The 20,549-nt window shown below is 37.2% G+C and carries 20 protein-coding genes, 16 tRNA genes and 1 rRNA gene; 32 read left to right on the forward strand and 5 right to left on the reverse strand.

Annotated features, from left to right (window positions below; genetic code table 11):
* From rrf to ACQKMV_RS21765, 22 genes are all read left to right on the forward strand, one after another.
* A 5S ribosomal RNA gene (gene rrf / locus ACQKMV_RS21660) occupies positions 1 to 94 on the forward strand; the annotation flags it as partial.
* A gap of 16 nt (positions 95 to 110) precedes the next feature.
* Positions 111 to 187 (forward strand) — tRNA-Asn (locus tag ACQKMV_RS21665).
* A 5-nt stretch (positions 188 to 192) separates the two neighbouring features.
* Positions 193 to 284 (forward strand) — tRNA-Ser (locus tag ACQKMV_RS21670).
* A 30-nt stretch (positions 285 to 314) separates the two neighbouring features.
* A tRNA-Glu gene (locus tag ACQKMV_RS21675) sits at positions 315 to 389 on the forward strand.
* A gap of 16 nt (positions 390 to 405) precedes the next feature.
* A tRNA-Val gene (locus tag ACQKMV_RS21680) sits at positions 406 to 481 on the forward strand.
* Positions 482 to 506: 25 nt separating this feature from the next.
* Positions 507 to 581 (forward strand) — tRNA-Met (locus ACQKMV_RS21685).
* A gap of 4 nt (positions 582 to 585) precedes the next feature.
* Positions 586 to 661, forward strand: a tRNA-Asp gene (locus tag ACQKMV_RS21690).
* Positions 662 to 676: 15 nt separating this feature from the next.
* A tRNA-Phe gene (locus ACQKMV_RS21695) sits at positions 677 to 752 on the forward strand.
* A 9-nt stretch (positions 753 to 761) separates the two neighbouring features.
* Positions 762 to 837 (forward strand) — tRNA-Thr (locus ACQKMV_RS21700).
* Positions 838 to 847: 10 nt separating this feature from the next.
* Positions 848 to 931: transfer RNA gene (locus tag ACQKMV_RS21705), tRNA-Tyr, on the forward strand.
* A gap of 15 nt (positions 932 to 946) precedes the next feature.
* A tRNA-Trp gene (locus ACQKMV_RS21710) sits at positions 947 to 1,020 on the forward strand.
* Positions 1,021 to 1,036: 16 nt separating this feature from the next.
* Positions 1,037 to 1,112 (forward strand) — tRNA-His (locus tag ACQKMV_RS21715).
* A gap of 34 nt (positions 1,113 to 1,146) precedes the next feature.
* A tRNA-His gene (locus ACQKMV_RS21720) sits at positions 1,147 to 1,222 on the forward strand.
* Between the two features lie 17 nt (positions 1,223 to 1,239).
* Positions 1,240 to 1,314, forward strand: a tRNA-Gln gene (locus ACQKMV_RS21725).
* A gap of 6 nt (positions 1,315 to 1,320) precedes the next feature.
* A tRNA-Gly gene (locus ACQKMV_RS21730) sits at positions 1,321 to 1,395 on the forward strand.
* An 8-nt stretch (positions 1,396 to 1,403) separates the two neighbouring features.
* Positions 1,404 to 1,477: transfer RNA gene (locus ACQKMV_RS21735), tRNA-Cys, on the forward strand.
* A gap of 47 nt (positions 1,478 to 1,524) precedes the next feature.
* Positions 1,525 to 1,605, forward strand: a tRNA-Leu gene (locus ACQKMV_RS21740).
* A 100-nt stretch (positions 1,606 to 1,705) separates the two neighbouring features.
* A complete protein-coding gene (locus ACQKMV_RS21745) occupies positions 1,706 to 2,719 on the forward strand; it encodes a hypothetical protein (RefSeq protein ID WP_427506418.1) in 1,014 nt (337 codons plus the stop codon).
* 324 nt (positions 2,720 to 3,043) lie between these two features.
* Positions 3,044 to 3,604 carry an RNA 2',3'-cyclic phosphodiesterase gene (thpR, locus tag ACQKMV_RS21750; RefSeq protein WP_427506420.1) on the forward strand — a complete coding sequence of 187 codons (561 nt, stop codon included), beginning with the start codon at positions 3,044 to 3,046 and terminating at the stop codon, positions 3,602 to 3,604.
* Positions 3,605 to 3,810: 206 nt separating this feature from the next.
* Positions 3,811 to 4,845: an ABC transporter permease gene (locus ACQKMV_RS21755; RefSeq protein WP_427506422.1), complete on the forward strand. Its 1,035-nt coding sequence runs from the start codon at positions 3,811 to 3,813 to the stop codon at positions 4,843 to 4,845.
* Position 4,846: 1 nt separating this feature from the next.
* Entirely contained in the window at positions 4,847 to 5,533 is a 687-nt protein-coding gene (locus ACQKMV_RS21760; RefSeq protein WP_427425772.1) for an ABC transporter ATP-binding protein, read from the forward strand.
* A gap of 169 nt (positions 5,534 to 5,702) precedes the next feature.
* A complete protein-coding gene (locus ACQKMV_RS21765; RefSeq protein ID WP_427506423.1) occupies positions 5,703 to 5,984 on the forward strand; it encodes a hypothetical protein in 282 nt (93 codons plus the stop codon).
* 550 nt (positions 5,985 to 6,534) lie between these two features.
* Here the strand turns inward: ACQKMV_RS21765 and ACQKMV_RS21770 are convergent.
* Positions 6,535 to 7,230, reverse strand: a complete 696-nt coding sequence (locus ACQKMV_RS21770) for an SGNH/GDSL hydrolase family protein (RefSeq protein WP_427506425.1) — start codon at positions 7,228 to 7,230, stop codon at positions 6,535 to 6,537.
* A 174-nt stretch (positions 7,231 to 7,404) separates the two neighbouring features.
* Here ACQKMV_RS21770 and ACQKMV_RS21775 point away from each other — a divergent pair, with 174 nt between their 5' ends.
* Positions 7,405 to 7,755 (forward strand): VOC family protein, encoded by a 351-nt coding sequence (locus ACQKMV_RS21775; RefSeq protein ID WP_427506426.1) that lies wholly within the window; start codon positions 7,405 to 7,407, stop codon positions 7,753 to 7,755.
* Between the two features lie 124 nt (positions 7,756 to 7,879).
* On the opposite strand, the gene ACQKMV_RS21780 is transcribed toward ACQKMV_RS21775, so the two are convergent.
* On the reverse strand, positions 7,880 to 8,623 hold the full coding sequence (locus ACQKMV_RS21780; RefSeq protein WP_427506428.1) for an arylamine N-acetyltransferase family protein: 744 nt from the start codon (positions 8,621 to 8,623) through the stop codon (positions 7,880 to 7,882).
* 195 nt (positions 8,624 to 8,818) lie between these two features.
* Here ACQKMV_RS21780 and nagB point away from each other — a divergent pair, with 195 nt between their 5' ends.
* Both nagB and ACQKMV_RS21790 read left to right on the forward strand, forming a co-directional pair.
* On the forward strand, positions 8,819 to 9,532 hold the full coding sequence (gene nagB, locus ACQKMV_RS21785) for a glucosamine-6-phosphate deaminase (RefSeq protein WP_427506481.1): 714 nt from the start codon (positions 8,819 to 8,821) through the stop codon (positions 9,530 to 9,532).
* A 682-nt stretch (positions 9,533 to 10,214) separates the two neighbouring features.
* On the forward strand, positions 10,215 to 11,117 hold the full coding sequence (locus ACQKMV_RS21790) for a S66 peptidase family protein (RefSeq protein ID WP_427506430.1): 903 nt from the start codon (positions 10,215 to 10,217) through the stop codon (positions 11,115 to 11,117).
* A 48-nt stretch (positions 11,118 to 11,165) separates the two neighbouring features.
* Here ACQKMV_RS21790 and ACQKMV_RS21795 read toward each other — a convergent pair whose 3' ends face one another.
* Positions 11,166 to 12,752, reverse strand: coding sequence for a catalase (locus ACQKMV_RS21795; protein ID WP_427506431.1), 1,587 nt, complete (start codon positions 12,750 to 12,752; stop codon positions 11,166 to 11,168).
* Positions 12,753 to 13,296: 544 nt separating this feature from the next.
* Between ACQKMV_RS21795 and ACQKMV_RS21800 the strand changes: the two genes are divergently transcribed.
* From ACQKMV_RS21800 to ACQKMV_RS21820, 5 genes are all read left to right on the forward strand, one after another.
* The gene (locus tag ACQKMV_RS21800) at positions 13,297 to 14,226 is read left to right on the forward strand and encodes a hypothetical protein (RefSeq protein WP_427506433.1); all 930 of its coding nucleotides are present in this window, start codon (positions 13,297 to 13,299) and stop codon (positions 14,224 to 14,226) included.
* A 146-nt stretch (positions 14,227 to 14,372) separates the two neighbouring features.
* Positions 14,373 to 14,540, forward strand: coding sequence for a hypothetical protein (locus ACQKMV_RS21805; protein WP_427506434.1), 168 nt, complete (start codon positions 14,373 to 14,375; stop codon positions 14,538 to 14,540).
* Between the two features lie 374 nt (positions 14,541 to 14,914).
* On the forward strand, positions 14,915 to 15,910 hold the full coding sequence (locus ACQKMV_RS21810; protein ID WP_427506436.1) for a medium chain dehydrogenase/reductase family protein: 996 nt from the start codon (positions 14,915 to 14,917) through the stop codon (positions 15,908 to 15,910).
* A 16-nt stretch (positions 15,911 to 15,926) separates the two neighbouring features.
* Positions 15,927 to 16,340 carry a MerR family transcriptional regulator gene (locus ACQKMV_RS21815; RefSeq protein WP_427506437.1) on the forward strand — a complete coding sequence of 138 codons (414 nt, stop codon included), beginning with the start codon at positions 15,927 to 15,929 and terminating at the stop codon, positions 16,338 to 16,340.
* 412 nt (positions 16,341 to 16,752) lie between these two features.
* The gene (locus ACQKMV_RS21820; protein ID WP_427506438.1) at positions 16,753 to 17,418 is read left to right on the forward strand and encodes a hypothetical protein; all 666 of its coding nucleotides are present in this window, start codon (positions 16,753 to 16,755) and stop codon (positions 17,416 to 17,418) included.
* 109 nt (positions 17,419 to 17,527) lie between these two features.
* On the opposite strand, the gene ACQKMV_RS21825 is transcribed toward ACQKMV_RS21820, so the two are convergent.
* Both ACQKMV_RS21825 and ACQKMV_RS21830 read right to left on the reverse strand, forming a co-directional pair.
* Positions 17,528 to 18,037, reverse strand: coding sequence for a hypothetical protein (locus tag ACQKMV_RS21825; protein ID WP_427506439.1), 510 nt, complete (start codon positions 18,035 to 18,037; stop codon positions 17,528 to 17,530).
* A gap of 14 nt (positions 18,038 to 18,051) precedes the next feature.
* Positions 18,052 to 18,741: a B3/B4 domain-containing protein gene (locus ACQKMV_RS21830; protein ID WP_427506440.1), complete on the reverse strand. Its 690-nt coding sequence runs from the start codon at positions 18,739 to 18,741 to the stop codon at positions 18,052 to 18,054.
* 59 nt (positions 18,742 to 18,800) lie between these two features.
* On the opposite strand from ACQKMV_RS21830, the gene queG reads away from it, so the two are divergent.
* Positions 18,801 to 19,931, forward strand: a complete 1,131-nt coding sequence (gene queG / locus ACQKMV_RS21835; RefSeq protein WP_427506441.1) for a tRNA epoxyqueuosine(34) reductase QueG — start codon at positions 18,801 to 18,803, stop codon at positions 19,929 to 19,931.
* Between the two features lie 14 nt (positions 19,932 to 19,945).
* Positions 19,946 to 20,419: a tRNA (uridine(34)/cytosine(34)/5-carboxymethylaminomethyluridine(34)-2'-O)-methyltransferase TrmL gene (trmL, locus tag ACQKMV_RS21840; protein WP_049668897.1), complete on the forward strand. Its 474-nt coding sequence runs from the start codon at positions 19,946 to 19,948 to the stop codon at positions 20,417 to 20,419.
* Positions 20,420 to 20,549 lie beyond the last annotated feature (130 nt).

The following is a 20,549-nucleotide window of genomic DNA, read 5'->3' on the forward strand; positions in this document are numbered from 1 at the left end:
TCACACCCGTTCCCATACCGAACACGGAAGTTAAGCTCTTTAGCGCCGATGGTAGTTGGGGGCTTCCCCCTGTGAGAGTAGGACGTCGCTAGGCTATATGATAAAATTATTCCGAAGTAGCTCAGTTGGTAGTAGCACCTGACTGTTAATCAGGTTGTCGCAGGTTCGAGTCCTGCCTTCGGAGCCATTCTTGGAGAGTTGTCCGAGTGGCCGAAGGAGCACGATTGGAAATCGTGTAGGCGGTTAACACTGTCTCAAGGGTTCAAATCCCTTACTCTCCGCCAGCACTTTAAGGATTTTTCATTCCAAACGATGGCCCCTTGGTCAAGTGGTTAAGACACCGCCCTTTCACGGCGGTAACACGGGTTCGAATCCCGTAGGGGTCACCATTTTTAATACCCAGATGGAGGATTAGCTCAGCTGGGAGAGCATCTGCCTTACAAGCAGAGGGTCGGCGGTTCGAGCCCGTCATCCTCCACCATTATTTAAATAAATCACCTTATTATCGCGGGGTGGAGCAGTGGTAGCTCGTCGGGCTCATAACCCGAAGGTCGTTGGTTCAAATCCGGCCCCCGCAACCAAAATGGTCCCGTGGTGTAGCGGTTAACATGCCTGCCTGTCACGCAGGAGATCGCCGGTTCGATCCCGGTCGGGACCGCCATTTTTTAAAAAATATGGGTCAGTAGCTCAGTTGGTAGAGCATTAGATTGAAGCTCTAAGTGTCGGCGGTTCGATTCCGTCCTGACCCACCATATTTTTTTGCCGGTGTAGCTCAGTTGGTAGAGCAACTGACTTGTAATCAGTAGGTCGTGGGTTCGACTCCTATCGCCGGCACCATGGCTTTTCCGGAGGGGTAGCGAAGTGGCTAAACGCGGCGGACTGTAAATCCGCTCCTTAGGGTTCGGCGGTTCGAATCCGTCCCCCTCCACCAGTTTTTTATTTTTATAGGGGCATAGTTTAACGGTAGAATAGAGGTCTCCAAAACCTTTGATGTGGGTTCGATTCCTACTGCCCCTGCCAATTAATTAATTTCATGGCGGTTGTGGCGAAGTGGTTAACGCACCTGATTGTGGTTCAGGCATTCGTGGGTTCGATTCCCATCAGTCGCCCCATTTAATTTAAAACAATAAAATATATAGTAATATGGCGGTTGTGGCGAAGTGGTTAACGCACCTGATTGTGGTTCAGGCATTCGTGGGTTCGATTCCCATCAGTCGCCCCATTTATATATTTAACTTTTGGGGTATAGCCAAGCGGTAAGGCAACGGATTTTGATTCCGTCACGCCCTGGTTCGAATCCAGGTACCCCAGCCATTTATTGCGGAAGTAGTTCAGTGGTAGAACACCACCTTGCCAAGGTGGGGGTCGCGAGTTCGAACCTCGTCTTCCGCTCCAATTATTATGGCGGCATAGCCAAGTGGTAAGGCACAGGTCTGCAACACCTTTATCACCGGTTCAAATCCGGTTGCCGCCTCCATAATTTATTTCTTAATCGGATTTTCCGATTTTTTTTATCTCCATTATGCCGGTGTGGCGGAATTGGCAGACGCGCACGACTCAAAATCGTGTTCCTTTGGAGTGTCGGTTCGACCCCGACCACCGGTATCAATTACAACGAAGAATCCTTGATATATCAGGGGTTCTTTTTTTATTGTAGAAAAAATGTAGAAAGAATATAATAAAAGACAAAAGAGAGGTGGACTAAATGGATATTATTGGTAGCGAATCGTTTATAGTGGCCTTTACAGCAGCTATATTTAGTGCTGTATTAGCAATCTTTGTGAATATTCTTTTTTTCTATTTCTCTAGAGTTAAAACAGCTAAAGAAGATAATCATGAATTGTTTTATAAAATTTTTATTAATAAATTGGCAGATTTCTTTTATACTGTAAATGCTTTTAGGGAAGATGAAATAAGGGTTAAATGGGAAGATTTAAGAGATGAGATATTAGTTTTGATTGAAAAAAATCAACATAGACTTACTAATAAAACTTTCTTAGCTTATAGAGACTATACAAGAAGTAAACATTATGAAAATAACAATTTAGGCGTTCAGCAATATGATATTTATGAAATGCAAGTTTTTTCAGAAATTGTATACGACTACACTAAATTATATCCAGATTATGCTGAAAGACAAATGAATTTTTTCTGTTTAGTTGAAATCTGGTCATACATGGCAGAGAAAAATAATGCTCATTATTGGGCAGTAGCTCAATGTTTAAAATATCATTGGGCGTTTAATGAATCTAAATTAAACATCTATATGTATAGGAATTTAAGAGATTGTAAAGTAAATAATAATCATAAAAAATTTATAGATATAATTCATCAAATTAGTATAGATTTAGAACAAGATCTATTAGAATTATTTAAAGAAATTCCAGATTATATCATTCATTATGAGGATAGTATGGCTATTGGTCAGCTATATTTATTAGAACATTGGGCTACTAGAGATGAATCTAACATTCATTTCTACAGGTCATTGAGAGAAAGGCTTTTAAATGAGCTTTATAATATCTATTTTAATAATGATTTGACATACGAAGATTATTTTAGTTTAGAATCACCGTATCGTAGCGAACACATGAATAAAGCAATAAAATTTTTAGCAGATGAAAATTTAATTTCATATAAAGCTGATAAAAATTTATACGAAATTACTTCTAAGGGAATTATTATGGTCGAAAAAGAAAGTTTGAGTTACATAGGATAGATAAAAAACAGTTAAACAGCTGTATTCGATATAACTGTTTAAGGAGAATCCTAAATTTAAAAACTTCGTAAGGTTGCTTCATTCTTTTATTGTGTGGAATTTTACATTCGTTTGGGTTTTTCCTTTCCTGAAATAGATAAATAATCAAAGATAATAAGGCCCACTCAGCTAAAAAGCAAAGTGGGTTATTTAAATGGAAGGAATGTTTGCCTTTTATCTGAGTGGTCTTCGCCGCTTTAGCGTGAGTAGTAATGGTTAAATTATAGTAGGAAAAGACATAATGCCTGATAAGCAGCATTAACGATGAACAGAGAGGGTATGATTATGAACAGACATTTTTTTATTGCAGTTCCACTTCCTTCAGATATTAAAGCAGCTCTTAAAGTAAGATGTGAAAAAATGAAGACAGACTTTCATTTTAAACGATGGGTTCATCAGGAAGATTATCATATCACATTGGCTTTTTTAGGTCATGCGGATGAAAAGCAATTACAGGCTGTAGTGGATGAAACGCGGAAAAATCTGATGAATGTTCCTCCATTCGAATTAATAATTCAAGGATTCAATACTTTTGGAAGAAGAGAATATCCAAGAATTTTATGGGTGGATCTGCTCGAATCTGAGCAAATAAATTTTGTGCGAGACATAGTATACCAGGATTGTATTAAAGCTGGATTTGAATTAGATAAGAAGCCTTTTACACCACATATAACTGTTGCGAGAAAATGGGATGAAGCATGTGGGAAAATTCCGTTCGAGGCATTGATGGAAGAAAATTTTCAGCTTCCCAAATTTCTAGTAGATGAAGTAATTTTGTACGAATCAAAGTTAGAGGAAACTCCTAAATATCATAAAAAGGCTGTTATTCGTTTAGATGGTCATTAGATCTGTCGAAAGCAATTTAGGATGGTGTACATGGTGAAGCCTACTACTATCATAATGAGTAATATTACAATCAGCTCGTAAACCTAAAAAAGAAAAGGTTTACGAGCTTTTTTTGTTAAAAACATTTCATTTTTAATAATTAGTTCATCTTCCGTTCATTTAAGGATCTTATGATAAGGATGTAAAAAGGAATGGAGGAGTTAACTATGAATCTTGCGTGGAAAGAAATTAAGAAGAATAAAGTAAGATTTTTAATATTAGGTTCGATTGTTTTTCTAGTTAGTTTTTTAACTTTTATTATCTCTGGTTTGGCGAATGGATTGTCACAAGATAATGCCGCTCTAATTAAGGATTTACCACAAGGTCAATTTTATATGAATAAGGACGCAGATCAAACTTATAATCTGTCAAAAATAGATAGCAGTACACAAAATGATATATTGAGCAAAGAAAAAGATGCAGTAGCTTTTTCATTACAAATGGGCTTTTTAAATGATAAGGACAATAAGCAACAAAGCGTTGCCTTTGTTACATCTACCGAGTCAGATTTATTTGAAAATGTGAAACATAATGAAGTCGTATTAGATAGTTCAATGAAAGATAAAGGAATTAAAGTAGGAGATACATTAACGAATAATCAATTTAGTGGCAAGTTTGTAGTAAAAGGATTTGTCGACCAAAAGAAATATAGTCATGCACCTGTTGCCTATATTAATGAACAGGATTATAAAGAAATTTACCGTGTTGATGAAATGCAGATGATTTTCGTACCAAACGGAGATTCTTCAAAAGAATTTGCTGGATTAGAATCATTTTCAAACAAAGCGTTTCTTAATACAATTCCAAGCTATAATGCAGAACAAATGTCTTTAAATATGATCGTTTGGTTTTTAGTAGTCATTAGTGGGATGCTGTTTGCAATCTTCTTCTATATGATGAACGTTCAAAAAATTGGCTTATACGGAATTTTAAAAGCTATTGGTTTGAAAACAAGTAAGTTATTCCAATTGATATGGACACAGATGGCCATCATTACAGTTATTTCACTTATTTTGTCTGTAGCCTTTAGCCAAGCATTTAATATGGTAGCGCCACAAGGGATGCCTTTCTCTTTAACAATCGCGACGACGACGCAATTATCGATAGTGTTCCTAATTATTGGATTTATTGGGGCTACAATTTCAGGACTACAAATTAGAAAGATTGAACCATTACAAGCGATACAGCAAGGAGAGGCTTAATATGACTTTATTTACAATTGATGAGGTTAGAAAAACGTTTACTAATGGCGAAGTAAAAGAAGAAATATTAAAAGGAATAAACCTTTCTCTAAAAGAAGGAGAAATCATAGCATTGGTAGGTGCATCTGGCTCTGGTAAAAGTACGCTTCTAACAATAGCTGCAGGACTTCAGCCTGCATCAGATGGGCAAGTTATATTTGAAGATAACAATTTAACTTCAATGAGCTCTGAAGAAGTTCGAAAAGTACGAGCAAGTAAATTTGGATTTGTCTTTCAGTTTGCACACCTTGTACCTTTCCTAACAGTTGAGGAACAATTACTGCTAATGTTAGATGTTTCTGAATCCAAGTTAAAGAAGTCTGAACAAAAAAATGAAGTTGATCGAATACTAAAATTAGTAGGAATGGACCATCGGAAAAATTCTTATCCTTCTTCATTGTCAGGTGGAGAGAAGCAACGTGTTGCCATTGCTCGAGCAATTATTCATAAACCGAAAGTTCTGTTCGCAGATGAACCAACAGCAAGTTTAGATTCAAAAAGATCAAAAGAGGTTATGTTGTTAATTAGAGATTTGACTAAGACCTTAAACATTACTACTTTAATGGTGACGCACGATGAAGAGATGCTTGCTTATACAGATCGTATTATTAAAATGAGCGATGGTGTTATCTTGCAAAATGTCAATTAGATCGAGCAGTAAAAAGCCACAACCACAGCAATTGCTGGTTGTGGTATTTTTTTTGATTAAATAACGGCATTAGATTAATGACAGGGATATTTTTAAGAAGTTTAGTGTTAAAGTTACCAAACCATTTAACTAATACAGCATATTGTAGAAGAAAAGAGGAGGTGATTTTATGGCGTTTGTCATTGCATTAATAATTGTATTAGTAGGTTTAATAGCGGCGTTCCAATTAAGCGAAGGAAGGTCGGAGAAAGGAAGATATATAGTTTGGGGTATCATTACAATGCTTGCATTTGCACCATTCTTATCTTTTTTAATTGGCGTCACGTATGGAATGACGGTTAGAAACGGTTGGGCAGCATCGATTATGATGTTTTTATCTCCTTTGATTTTTGTTATAGGGCTTATTATATTACTCTTAGGCATTTATAAGAAGAATGAAGAAGATCACTAGCTGCCTCTTAAGGGGTTAATTAGTTTTTGTGTTTTAGTTATCTTTAATATAAAGGTAAAAAGCCGCGAGACTCCTACGAATTGTTTTTGTGATGAAGTGTAAATGATATTGTAGCGATGCAGACATATGTCTTCGTGCCCAATATCCTATTTTTAGCCCTGATGCGGCTCGTGCCTTGCCGGCGGAAAAGCATAGCGGTTTTTTACCATTTAGAAAGACAGCTTTTATTTTAAAGGTTTATGTTAATCGAGCTTTTCGGCATACTTTCAGACCATTCTCGTTAATGCTCTGTGTAAAGAAGTGAGAAGGTGAAGACAACATCCATTGTTTTACGCATTGGCATTGGGCAAATAATAGGTATACTTTTGTGTACGCCTGCAATTGTGATTTTGCTAATTGCTGCGAAGACATCGTTTTTGGTTTTTTCAATTGTTTGGACATCGCCGATTTATCAAGATTGATTACGATCTATTAACTCTTTGTGGATAGCCTTCCTTATATCTGATACACCATCAGTAACAACTGCAACCTTCATCCCTCGTATGAATTCCTAATGGACAGTAGCTTCCTGTAATTGAAGCTGTTCAATTACAGCTGTGTATTCTTCCACGACAAGTTCTGCGCCTTTACTATTTAAATGAACACCATCTAAAGTTAAATGTAGCCCTCTCTTTTCGGATAAACGGTCAATACGAAAAGGATTTTTATAAAACAGTACATCTTTCATTACTCGCATAACATTGGTGTTAATATGATCCGAACTATTAACTTGTTCCAAGTGACTCTCAAAAATCTCTTGCATATTTAAAAAGCTAACATTTGCATATTTAGAAGAAATGGACTGAATAATGGAGGAGAGCTCTTTTAATTCCGTATTTGAAGTGTTTTTTATCGCCTCTCCTATTAAAGCTGGTGTTACTAAAACAACATGTTTAGAGGATGCTAAAAACATTTCTAAAACTTTTACATAGTAATCTTTAAACTCTTGAAGATCTTTTGTAACTGGCTGTGCCTGCACTTTCAAAAGTTTAGCATAGACATCATTGACACCGATCCAAAGAAAGATGAGGTCATAATAAGTAGCTAGCTTCGATTTCTCTAAACGAGTGTATAAGCTTTTTACTGTCTCACCTGGTTTACCGTGATTATCAAATTCGATATGTTGATGTTTTGTTGTTAGTAGTTTAAAAAATGAAACCCCTGGTCGACCTTCTGTTAAGCTGTCTCCTATACATGCAATTTTCATTTATATCCCGCCTTTTTTATCTCCTTTAAAAAAATAGTAATTGCCTGAATAAAGAGTGACTCAAAGTTTTTACAATTGCTACGGACATCGCCAGTTACAGAAGTCTGGTTGAAGGAAATATTCAACAAACTGTTGAACTATAAATTATACTTCAAAAATCAGGAGGGGAATTATATGGGAAGGGTAATAGGGTTTGAATTGAATAGTCAGGAGCCTGAAAAAGCAGCTGAGTTTTATGCAAAGGTTTTTGGTTGGGAGGTAGCTGTACCTAATTGGGAATATTGGGCTGTAACAACCGGGGATGATGAAAAATCTGGGATTAATGGCGGTATTGCTAAGGGACCACATGACTATCCTTTTGGAACACGTATTCAAATTGAAGTGGATTCTATCGATGAAGCTATTTCCAATGCTAAACAGAATGGTGCCATCATTGTTCGTGACAAAATGGAATTCGATGAGTTTTATCTTGCCTATATGGTAGATCCAACTGGGCTTGGCTTCGGTATAATTCAAAACAAATAGTCTAATTAATAAGTCTCTGTAAACGCTTACGGAGGCTTTTTTGTAAATAAGTCGTATCTAAAAAGTTAGCACAGGAAAAGCAAGCCTCCTATTAATGGGGATGCTTGCTTTTTGTATGAAGCATCTAATCTAATGAAATATGAAAAAAGCGATGAAGTGCTTGTCGCCATTCCTTTTCGTTATGAGTTGTATAGGTTGTTAGGGATTGTCCCTCATATATTCGGAATTCATTATTAAGCATTGTGTGTCGTCCACGAGGGGTACGAATCATAGCGATTTTATTTTTTTGTTTAGAAAGTCTTGGTGCAAACTTTGCATCGTTTGCGTCATCAAAAAAACTATAGAGTAAACGCCAATTATGTTTTGTTTGTTCGTACAGCATCCAGCCGTTCGCTTCATCTCGTTCAATTTTATAAAGCTCATTACCTTCACGGTGTTGGTGCCCAGCTATTAGTGGAACTGGCTTACAAGGAGCTAGTGCACCTACGCCAACATCTGAAATATATGATTGGCCAGCGAAATTGACGAGTAATAGCTGATGCATAGGTACATCTTTGGCAGGAGTATCTGCTTCAATATTGCGCCAAAACTGAGCATAACGATTGGTTACAGAAAATCCGAGTTCGCGAAGTAGCCAGCTAAATAAAATATTTAGTTCAAAGCAATTGCCTCCGCGATGTTGAATAATGATTTTTTGAAAAAGGTCAGGGATAGTGAAGGAGATGCCATGTTTCAAGGCAACATCTAGGTTCTCATAAGGAATGATATGGAGATGTCTTGTTTGGAGCTGACCAAGTAGCTTAATAGATGGCTCTAAAGATCCTTGAAATTGAATAAGCTTTAAATATTGCTGCATTTGTGAATTCATAAAATCTCCTCACTTCCTTACTAAATAACATAACCGAAATGGCTCGAGAATACACGTGAATAATAGAAAGAAAATAATAGAAAAGTAGGTAAATAACTTGTAAAATGAAAATATTAGCTACTATAAAGATAAATATTTCCTATTATTTTAGTTAATAATAATGATTGTAAGGTAGGTATACGAATGACAAGCGAAATGAAATGGATAGAAGTAAATTCATACGATGAAATGAGCGAAGTAGCAGCGGATATTTTCACTAAACAATTACAAGTAAAGCCAACAAGTATTTTAGGATTAGCAACTGGTGGTTCTCCTGTAGGGATGTATAAGGAATTAGTGAAACGCCAACAAGCTGGAAATATTTCTTTCAGCGATGTTATTACTTTTAACTTAGACGAATATGTTGGTCTCGATCAATCAAGTCCAGCAAGCTATTGGACATTTATGCATGACAATTTATTTAAGAATGTAGATATTAAGGAAGAAAATATACATTTACCAAATGGTAAGGCAAAGGATTTAGATGATGAGTGTGTAGCTTATGATGCTCGAATCAAGGAAGCGGGAGGAATTGATCTCCAGCTTCTAGGTATTGGCGTAAACGGGCATATTGGCTTTAACGAGCCGGGCACAGCTTTTGATTCACTGACTAATATTATAGAGTTAACTGAATCTACGCGCACAGAAAATGCAATTTATTTTGATGACTCTAAGGATGTACCAACACATGCTATTACAATGGGCATCCAATCTATTATGAATGCCAAGGAAATCGTGTTAATTGCATTTGGTGAAAAAAAGCTAGAGGCTATGGAAAAATTAAAAAGTGGTATCGTCACTGAAGATTTCCCAGCAAGCCAATTATTAAATCATCCAAATGTAACAGTTATTTACGGCGGAACAAAATAGGAATTAAGCGTAGACTTTATTATTTGAAGTCTACGCTTTTTTATTTTAGCGTTCAGAGCGACGGATAGAAGAACCAGGGTGACGGAAAGAAAGCAGAGCTGCGGATAGAATCGGCAAAGCGACGGATAGAACTGCGACGGCGACGGGAAGAAAAGCTCAAGCGACGGATGGAATTGTCAAAGCGACGGATAGAAAGGAGACAGCGACGGAAAGAATAGCTCAAGTGACGGAAAGAAATCAGAGCGACGGATGGAATCGACAAAGCGACGGAAAGAAAGGCGACGGCGACGGAAAGAAGAGCTCAAGCGATGGAAAGAAATCAGAGCGACGGAAAGAAATCAGAGCGACGGATGGAATTGTCAAAGCGACGGAAAGAAAGGCAACAGCGACGGAAAGAAGAACTCAAGTGACGGAAAGAAATCAGAGCGACGGATGGAATTGCCAAAGCGACGGATAGAAAGGAGACAGCGACGGAAAGAAGAGCTCAAGTGACGGAAAGAAATCAGAGCGACGGATGGAATTGTCAAAGCGACGGAAAGAAGAGCTAAAGCGACGGATAGACCATTAAAATGGAGGACCATTCACCCGAAAGTTCAGATGTTATAAGAATTAACTTCGCTATTAATCAATGCTACAATATGATCTATAGGCTAAAATAAGAAAAACTATAGGAGGGGTTAGGGTGAAAAGTACCGTACCACATTTACAAAAGGGTGATATAGTTGGACTTGTAGCTTTATCAAGTCTAGTGAAGCCCGAAATGCTAGGGGATGCACTATCCTTTCTTGATGAGTTAGGTCTTAACTATATAATTGGGGATACTATTCAGGCAAAGCATGATTATTTAGCAGGTAGTGATGAGGAGCGTCTGAATGACTTTCATGAGATGGTGAGAAATCCAGAGGTGAAGGCAATTTTTTGTGTTAAGGGGGGCTATGGCTCTGCACGAATTGCGGAAAAGATTGACTACGGACTACTTGAGGAAAATCCAAAAATTTTCTGGGGCTTCTCTGATCTTACATATTTACATTGCGCGATTAATGAATATGCTAATTTAGTGACGTTTCATGGACCGCTCCTTATGTCTGTAGATAGAATAGATGATTTATCAAAGAAAATGTTTTTACAGTTATTTTCGCCGATGGAATTACAGTATACGGAGGATATTGCCCCGTTAACAACGATTGTATCAGGTGTTGCTCGCGGTCAGATTATAGGTGGGAATCTACGGCGCCTTGTTAACACATTAGGTACTAAATTTGAAGTGCGCACGGAAGGTCGCATTTTATTAATTGAGGAGCTTGGAGAAACTATTCCAAAAATCGATGAGAATCTACAGCAATTAAAGCAGGCAAGAAAGCTTGAGCAATTAGCAGGTGTTATTATCGGTTCCTTTACCCAAACAGAAGCGGATGAAGCGGCACTATTTACTTTAATGAAGGATTATTTTGCGGATTTAGGCGTTCCGGTTGTAGCAGGTTTTAAAATTGGCCATGATTCAACGAATATTGCTATTCCATTAGGAGTTGATGCTATTTTAGATGCACAGAAAAAGGTACTAAAGATTTTGCCTGGTGTGCATTAAAAGAAGCGCTCAGCACTTTATTTTGTGCTGAGCGCTTTATTATGAATATTAATAAGGCTCTGCGCCATGACCTTTATCTACAGCCTTTTTAGGGGCTTCATCACCATTAATATTGCCAAGTGGCTTTGATGAAGAAGAATTATTTCGAGCTTTTTGTAATCCTTCCTTCAACAAGCGACCGTATTCTTCATCTGCTTCCTCTGCTAATGCAATCATCGCTTCTTGAATAGCTATATTACAGACTGCTAAATCACGAATTAAGTTTTCAAGCAGCTCATCTCGCTCCCATTGCTCAAAATTGCGATATGTTTCACCAGCTTGCTTCGTATTGTTTTGACGATCAATTGATTCCCGAACGAGATTACCTTCCACGAGTGGCGTATATTCTTTAGCCGATTGAGTAGCTTCCTTTAAACCATTTAACATTGAAGGCTCATAGTTAATATGAGGATTTTGCCCCGGAGCTAAATCTCGCTTATACATCATTTGACCACCGTTTTGGTTGGTTGCCACTCGTTTTTTAGGAGCATTGATAGGGAGTTGTAAATAGTTTGCACCTACACGATGACGCTGTGTATCAGAATAAGAGAAGGTACGACCTTGTAGCATTTTATCGTCCGAGAAATCCAATCCGTCCACTAGTACACCTGTACCGAAAGCGACCTGTTCAACCTCAGCAAAATAATCTTCTGGATTTTTATTTAACACCATCTTACCAACTGGATACCACGGGAATTGATCATTAGGCCAAAGCTTCGTATCATCTAACGGATCAAAATCAAGCTCTGGATGTGGACCATCCTCCATAATTTGGACGTTTAGCTCCCATTCAGGATAATCCTCATTTTCAATCGCATCGTATAAATCTTGTGTGGCATGATTGAAGTTTTTCTTTTGGATATCTTCTGCTTCTTTTTGTGTTAAGTTTTTAATGCCCTGTAAAGGTTCCCAATGATATTTTACAAGGACAGCTTTGCCTTCACTATTGACCCATTTATACGTATTGACGCCAGAGCCTTGCATCATTCGATAATTAGCAGGAATACCCCAAGGTGAATAAATGAATGTCACCATATGGAAGGATTCTGGTGAGCTTGCACAAAAATCAAAAAAGCGTTCAACATCCTGAATATTTGTAATAGGATCAGGCTTAAAGGCGTGAATCATATCAGGGAATTTCATTGCATCGCGGATAAAGAAGATTTTTAAATTATTGCCGACTAAATCCCAGTTACCATCCTCAGTGTAGAATTTTACAGCAAAGCCTCGTGGATCACGTAATGTCTCTGGTGAATGACCACCATGAATAACCGTTGAGAAGCGCACAAAAATAGGTGTCTGTTTCCCCTTATCCTGGAACACTTTTGCTCTTGTATACTTAGAAATAGGATCATCCCCAACAACACCGTATGTCTCAAAATAGCCATGTGCCCCAGCACCTCGCGCATGAACAACGCGCTCAGGAACTCTTTCGCGGTCAAAGTGACTTATTTTTTCTATAAAATCATAGTTTTCAAGAGTTGCAGGTCCTCGATTACTGACAGTTCGTATATTTTGATTGTTAGTAATAGGGTGCCCCTGTCGATTTGTCAAAGTCATGTCATGCTCGTTTGTTGAATCATGTTGGTTTGTCATTGTTTAACCCCTTTCTTTGGATATATCCATTGTGTCCATGTTAGGGGAGAACTAGACATGAAAACTCTCTTACAAACTAGGGGAGAGTGAGTTTAATGAATACAGTTTTTGATTTTTACGAAGTTTGTGACGTTCGTGTAACGAGCAAAGCAGCTTCACAAACTGATGTTTTAGAAAAGAGATAAATGGATTAAAAGATACAATTAGAAAAGAATGAAAACTAACTTTCTTTTATTTTCCCCAAGTAAGTTCTTTATCACTATTAAAGAGGGGCGAGGAATAACATGAGGAGTTACATTAGTATAGAATAATGCTTGCTAGACAAGAAGAAGTAACAGAAAAAATATACAGATTAATCTTTGAAGTTTGTTTATGTTCATTACAAGTGGATTATCAAAATATGCTTAAAAAACTGAAAAAAGTGATTTCGAAAATTTTGATATTCGTGCTATTGTTTTTAACAAGTTTGGGATAAGTGTCATCACGATGATAATTGCTGATGAGTTTTCACCCTCCCTTATAGAATGGAGATGATAAAGATATTATGAAAAAATTACATTCGAATGGTCATGCTCTTATACAAACCGAAAGTACATTATTTTTCGCTAGTTTTTCTGAAGAAGACAACCAAACTTATTACTATCAATATGATGGGGAGTATTTAAAGGAAATTCCAAAAGAATTATATGTGAAAAGTAATTTTTGTGAAAATTGGGGAAAGATATTTCCGCAATTATCGAGTTCGAATTTTTCTTATATCGAAAGTATAGCGAAGTGTTGGATAAAAGAAGACGGAAACTCAAAGTTGATAAGTCAGAAGGAATACTTTAATAATGCGTTTGGAGCAAATATTGAAAAGGACTTTGAAATGGATATCATCCCAAATAATTTATTTTCTTATGTTACAAATTTTATGAAATGTACCATACAAAATGAAACGGTTTGTCTCCTATGGCCGCATGATACCATTTTACATTTTAATGAACATAACGAGCTTGTACAATATATTTCATTGGAAGCTGCCGACTATTGTGATACATTATATCAAATTTGTTCGGATGGACAGGCCATTTGGGGCGTATCCCCAACATTAAATTCGGTTGTAAAATATATGTTTCCGAGTTTCAAAATAGAAAAAATCTATCATTATACAACAGACGAAAGCCTTGCTCAGAAGCAAAGAGAATTAAACACTGAGCTCCGTGTAATTTTTTCTGAAAATGAAATGACCGGTTTAAATTATCCTGAATATATTTCTTATATTGATGGTCAATTATATATTTGTGATATGGAAAACAAACGAATTGTCATCTTTAATCCTGATAGCGGAGAAATTACCCCGTATATTTCTCTGAATTCTAGACCTTTCGAGTTTTTAAAATGGAAAAATCAATTCGTTATTCAAACGGATACAGGAATATATTTGTTGAATGAGGACGAAAAGAAAGATTTTTTCGACTTAAATATAGAATGAAATAAAATAATAGTTTGATTTAGCTATAACATAATTCTTTGGATAAGGAACAGTTAAATCATAGAATTGAATAGTGGAAGTTATCCAAGAGTGTTCGGTAATATCTAAACACCTTGGATTTTTTTGCTAATTTAAGGAGGTAGAAAATGCTACATAATGGATTGAAATATGTTGGGTTTTTAATCATGTTAATTTTCGGTGGAGTCTTTTTGCTAAAATGGTTTCTTCATGATGAATTATTATTGGATCAATTAATTGCCTTTGTAATAGGGTTTATTTTCTATGTTGCTTCTTTATTCGTTAAAGCAAGATGAGGTAATTATATTCACATAAAAAACTCTCCTACATACAAGATGTAAGAGAGCTATTGGATGGCGTTTTCAAATAATTGTCAAGTTGTTTGAGTATGGCCATTGCTTATAGTTGGTTATTAGTCATTGGTCATACAGTAACAGGTAACTTGTCATTGGTTTTGTTTAAGTTAGCTCCAAAAAGCTAGTTTTGAAAACAGCACATCCAATTCGATATGAAGTCTCATCGACCCCATAAATCTATTGTATACAGTTTCAGGGAAATCGTCTATGTAATAGAACTTTAAACCATGGCTAATGCAAAATAGTTCCCTTGACTTAGAGTTTACTCTAGCAAATATAATACAAACATCTTTATTGAGGGGAGATGTTTTAATTTGAATACACGAGTAATTGTAACTCGATACGGAGGACCTCAGGTTATTGATGTGATAGAGGAGCCCTTACGAAAACCTGAAAGGGGAGAAATTCGAGTTAAGGTCGAAGCAGCAGGGGTTGCACTTGCGGATATTATGAGACGAGAGGGTAAAGTTCCGCTATCTCCTATACCTCCTTTTACCCCAGGATACGACGCTATTGGGATTGTTGACGAGTTGGGAGAAGGCGTGCAAAAATATTTGGTAGGGGATAAGGTAGCCGTCTTTTTTAACGGAACAGGTGGCTATGCATCTTACGTGTACGCGATGGACGATGAGGTTGTCGGGATTCCTGCTCATATCGATTCCGTAACGGCGGTTGCTGCGATCTTAAATTATGTGACAGCCTATCAAATGCTTCACCGGATTGCTAAGGTAGCTGAGGGAGAACGTATCCTTATTCACGGGGCAAGTGGAGGGGTTGGTACTGCATTACTTGAGCTTGGAAAGTTAGCGAAATTAGAAATGTATGGCACGGCTTCCTTAGCTAAACATTCAATTGTATCCCAATACGGCGCCATGCCGATTGACTATCGAAACGAAGATTTTGTAGATGCTCTTCGAATCCAGGCTCCTGAAGGTATGGATACTGTATTTGATCCAATAGGAGGCCGGAATTATGAACGTTCGATGAAAACCTTAAGCAAGAATGGCCGTTTCATAGGTTACGGCTATACGTCGATTCTTCAGCAAGAAGATTCAGAAGAATGGGAAAGTCTGGCTGGAAATCGAACTACAGGGAAAGGTAATCCTATCTATCTTTACTCTATAACCTCATTAAAAAAAGAAAGATTAGATTGGTTTAAGGAAGATGTTCGGTTCCTTCTCTCATTGTTAGAGGAAGGGAAAATCAATCCCTTGATCTCTTACAGACTTCCTTTAAGGGAAGCGGCACATGCACAAGAATTGCTTGAAAAATCAATATCTGTAGGAAAGGTTGTTCTTATATGTGAATGAAAGGGGACTAAACCTAATGTACTCAATTGGTGAAATATCGAAATTAACAGGTATTTCTGCATATACACTTCGTTATTATGAAAAAATGGGTCTCTTACCTAATCCTTATCGCTTGGATGGGAAGCAAAACGGGATTCGGCAATATAATGATCAGGATCTTCGCTTTATCCAATTTATTTATGGATTAAAGCAAACAGGAATGAAGCTAAAAGATATGACTTTATTTGCTGAAGATGGCTGTCTGCTAACACAAAATGATCAAGAAATAGAAGATATCCAGGCTATTTTACATAAACGGATTGAACTATTAAATAAACATGTTAATCTACTAGAGCAACAATTGGAGCAATTGGAAAACGTGATGACTCTTGCAAATGAGAAAAGAAGTTTTTACTTAGCTATGCTAAATGATAGACTTCAAAACCAGTAAAGCATTTTAACTTCTTCCAGCAGAAGTTAAAGCCTCCATCGGATGTCACGGAATTATGCCGAGGCATAATTGATTTGACTTGGCAAGAGGTACCATTGGCTAAAATCCTAAAAAAACAGACTATCAAAAAGCGCTTAGCCACTTCGGTTGAACGTTTTTTTTGAACCGCTCAAAAAAGAAATGATTCTTGCTTTACTCATTTGAGCAAGTTCAATAAGTTACATAGATCCTTGACTTCATTCGATATGTCGAAAAATGGCGAATGATAAGGGTGGAAATAGACACCTTATTTTGTCAGAATTGTAATAGGATAATATGGTATAGTGATTCAGGTAATTTTTACATTGAATTCTATTTCATTGAATCTAGTAACGTATATTTTTATTGATATGCATTCGGAGGGAAAAAGGCAATGAAGAAAGCTTTATTATTACTTCTAGCAGTTATGCTAGTTGGATGTTCCGGAGAGGGAGCAGAGAAGAGAAAAGAGGAAGATGTAAAAAAAGAAGATGTTGTAAAGAAAGAACCAGCTGAGGAAAAGAAAGTCGTCCCAGTAAAATATGAAGAGGTTGATTCTGAATCAAAAGCCGCTGTAGAAAAGTTTGTTAAAAAATACAATGTCAAAGTTGATGTATTAAAACAGGATGCAGAAGAACCAATCGAAATAGACAAGATTTCAGAACCTATAACTAGTGACCTGAATAAAGAGGAGAATAATACTTTCTCACAAATCTTATTGGAAACTGATTTTAAAAAATATAAGGGTCATTATAAAGTAGAAGCTAAATATAATAATGATAAAAAAATAATTGGATATGGTATTTCTATAGAAGCACTACCAGAAAACGAAGTAAATGAAGATGCAGATGAATGGGGAGAAGGACTTACTTCTGCTGGAACAATTGCTTATGTATTAGGATTGAATGTAGATAAACTTGGTGATGAATTAGGTATAGCTGGTGATGAGAATAAAGCTACTCATACATATACTGATCCTAATACTAATTATAATGTAACTTTTCTTATCGCTGATTCAGATTTAGGTAAATTTGGAATTAATTTCGATTTAACAAAGTAGAAAGAAAGCATCCCAAAATGAGTTGCATCCCAATTGTTAGACATAATCTAACAATTGGAGGTGCAGTTCAAAAAGGATGCTTTTTTTATTGCAGTATTTTACGATCTGATTAGAAATAACGAGAATCATCGAAGTTAACTTCAACACTATAATTCTTCGCATTGATAAGATTCGATAGTTTATGGGCATCTTTTTCTAGTGTAATAGCACGTTCACGGTACTCATCTGGCTCATACATTGCAATTTCATAAAGCATTGTATTTTCACCATAACCCATGCGTACAGTTTCTTTTTCATGCATACTAAACTGTTTGCACAGCTCAGCATCTGCTCGGAGTTGTGTTGCAAGCTCAATCGCTTCAACTAATGCTAGTTTTTCCCCTTTAAAGTCTACTGAGTTTTTTATATTGGCTTCATATACTAAACGATCCAATGTACGAACATCGAGACGTACTTGAGCCAATTCAGCTTCAATTACTTTCATTGCGCGATTACTTGTTTTGGGTGCTTGTCCTTTTTCAACAGTTACAAAAGCGCTACGGTGTAATTCGCTTACAAGCTCTTGAACTTTTTTTGCTAAAATACTTTTTAGCTTAACGGCTTCTGCTAGATTAATCATGAAAACACGTCCTTTTACATTGTAGTAGATGGTGCTGCGTTTGTTAATAGAGCCATTTTATAATCGCCGCCATGAATTTGGTTAAACATCTTACCGGCAGATGCAAGAAGCTCTTTCGCATTTTCTTCTGATAATGATGGGCGAAGATAGAAAATATGTAGAGCCTCGGTCGTTTCCTCTGAAACAGACGTACGTTTAGAATCGACAAATGGTGATCCAAATGCTCCTTTAGTATCACCACTATAAAGGATATTTTTTAATGCATTAAAACGACCATTTAAGCCTTCATAGCCAGTGTCCTCATTGCCAAGTGCAATTTCTATATTTCCTTGTAGTTCAGCTACATCATATAAGCCTACTGGAATTTCATATTGAAGGGAGAAGAAATTATTTAAATCAACACCAGAGTGAAGGGGTGTTAAATAATTTTGCTTACTTATTCGGCGCATTAAGCTTTCTGCTGAGTGACGATAGCGATTCGGATCTGCGCCAATCTTTTTCCATAGTTGTCGCCATTCTGCGATTCCCGCTCTTTGCGTTACAGGACTATCTTGCATTTCTAAAAAGAGGTTTTCCTGATACAACTGCATGCGTCCTTTAATCATTTGAGGAGATTCTGCAACGACAATTTTGGTATAATGGATAATGCCGATTTTTAGCTCGGGATGTTGTGTCAATAGAGATTGATTAATTGAAATTTCCATAAAACATCACCTACTTTATCTATTTCTATTATTGTATCATGTAAGGAGTTGGAAATAAAATGAACATACATGACCTACAACGTGAATTTGTGGCGTATGCATTGTCCATTGGTGTAGATAAAATAGGCTTTACAACAGCAGCTCCATTTACAGAATTAAAAAATAGACTACGCCGTCAGCAAGAGCTTGGCTATCAGTCTGGCTTTGAAGAAAGTGATATTGAAAAACGTACCGAACCCCTACAATTGTTAGAGGGAGCAGAGAGCATTGTGGCGATAGCTGTAGCTTATCCGTCGCGCATGCAAAATGCACCTGTCGGCAAGAAGGGAGCAAGACGTGGGATTTTTTGCCGTGCTTCCTGGGGTGTCGATTATCATACAGCATTAAGTGAGCGATTGAAATTATTATCAGCCTGGCTTGAGGAGCGCATAGAAGGTGCACGTATTGAATCCATGGTTGATACAGGCGCACTTGTGGATAGGGCAGTTGCAGAGCGTGCTGGGATAGGCTGGAGCGGGAAAAACTGCTCGGTTATAACACCTGAGTTCGGTTCTTATGTATATTTAGGAGAGCTTATCACGAATATTCCTTTTGCTCCTGATAAGCCTATGGAGGATGAATGCGGGGATTGCCGTTTATGTTTAGATGTTTGTCCAACAGGTGCGTTAATCGAGGGAGGACAGCTAGACTCACAGCGTTGTATAGCCTTTTTAACGCAAACTAAGGGAATGCTACCTGATGAGTTTCGTTCCCATATTGGTAATCGTTTGTATGGCTGTGATACATGCCAGACCGTGTGCCCAAAGAATAAAGGAAAGATTAACTGGATACATGAGGAATTTAAACCTGATCCAGAGCTTGCAAAGCCATTACTTGTACCACTTTTAACGATTTCAAATCGTGACTTTAAAGAAAAGTTTGGACATGTTTCTGGTTCATGGAGGGGGAAAAAGCCAATTCAACGCAATGCTATTTTGGCACTTGCACACTTTAAAGAAGAAGCTGCGGTACCAGATTTAGTAGCACTTCTTGAAAAGGATGAAAGACCTGTTATTCGAGGGACGGCAGCATGGGCATTAGGCAAGATAGGCGGAGAGCAAGCCCAATCTGCATTACTTGAGGCAAAAGCAAAAGAACAAGACGAGGAAGTACTCGTTGAAATTGACAAAGGTTTACAATTTTTTAGTTAAGGAAGTGTATCGTTATGCCATTGCATATCGTTTTATATCAACCAGAAATTCCAGCGAATACAGGAAATATTGCACGCACATGTGCTGGAACAAATACGTCACTACATTTAATTCGTCCTCTTGGTTTTTCCACAGACGATAAAATGCTAAAACGTGCCGGCTTAGATTATTGGCATAGTGTCAATGTCGTGTATCACGATTCGCTAGAGGATTTTTTAGAGGCATCCAAAAATGGTGACGTTTACTTAATTGAGACATATAGTGAAGAGCCTTTTACGACACATGATTTTAGTGATAAAGATCGTGATATTTACTTTATGTTTGGAAAAGAAACGACTGGCCTGCCAAAGGATTTTGCGTATGAGCGTAAAGATATGTGCTTACGTATTCCACAGAGTGAGCATGTTCGATCACTCAATCTATCGAATACAGCAGCCATTGTTATTTATGAAGCATTGCGTCAACAAGGGTATCCAGGATTACATTAAAAAAGGCAGTTCTCCCATTGAGGAGAACTGCTTTTGCGTTATAGTTAGATGTAAAAAGATTCGGCAAGAGATGGAAAGAACCTCGCAAGCGACGGAAAGAACTCCGCAAGCGACGGATAGCCCGTCAAGC

Source organism: Lysinibacillus sp. NPDC094403 (assembly GCF_050278745.1).
Taxonomy (GTDB): domain Bacteria; phylum Bacillota; class Bacilli; order Bacillales_A; family Planococcaceae; genus Lysinibacillus.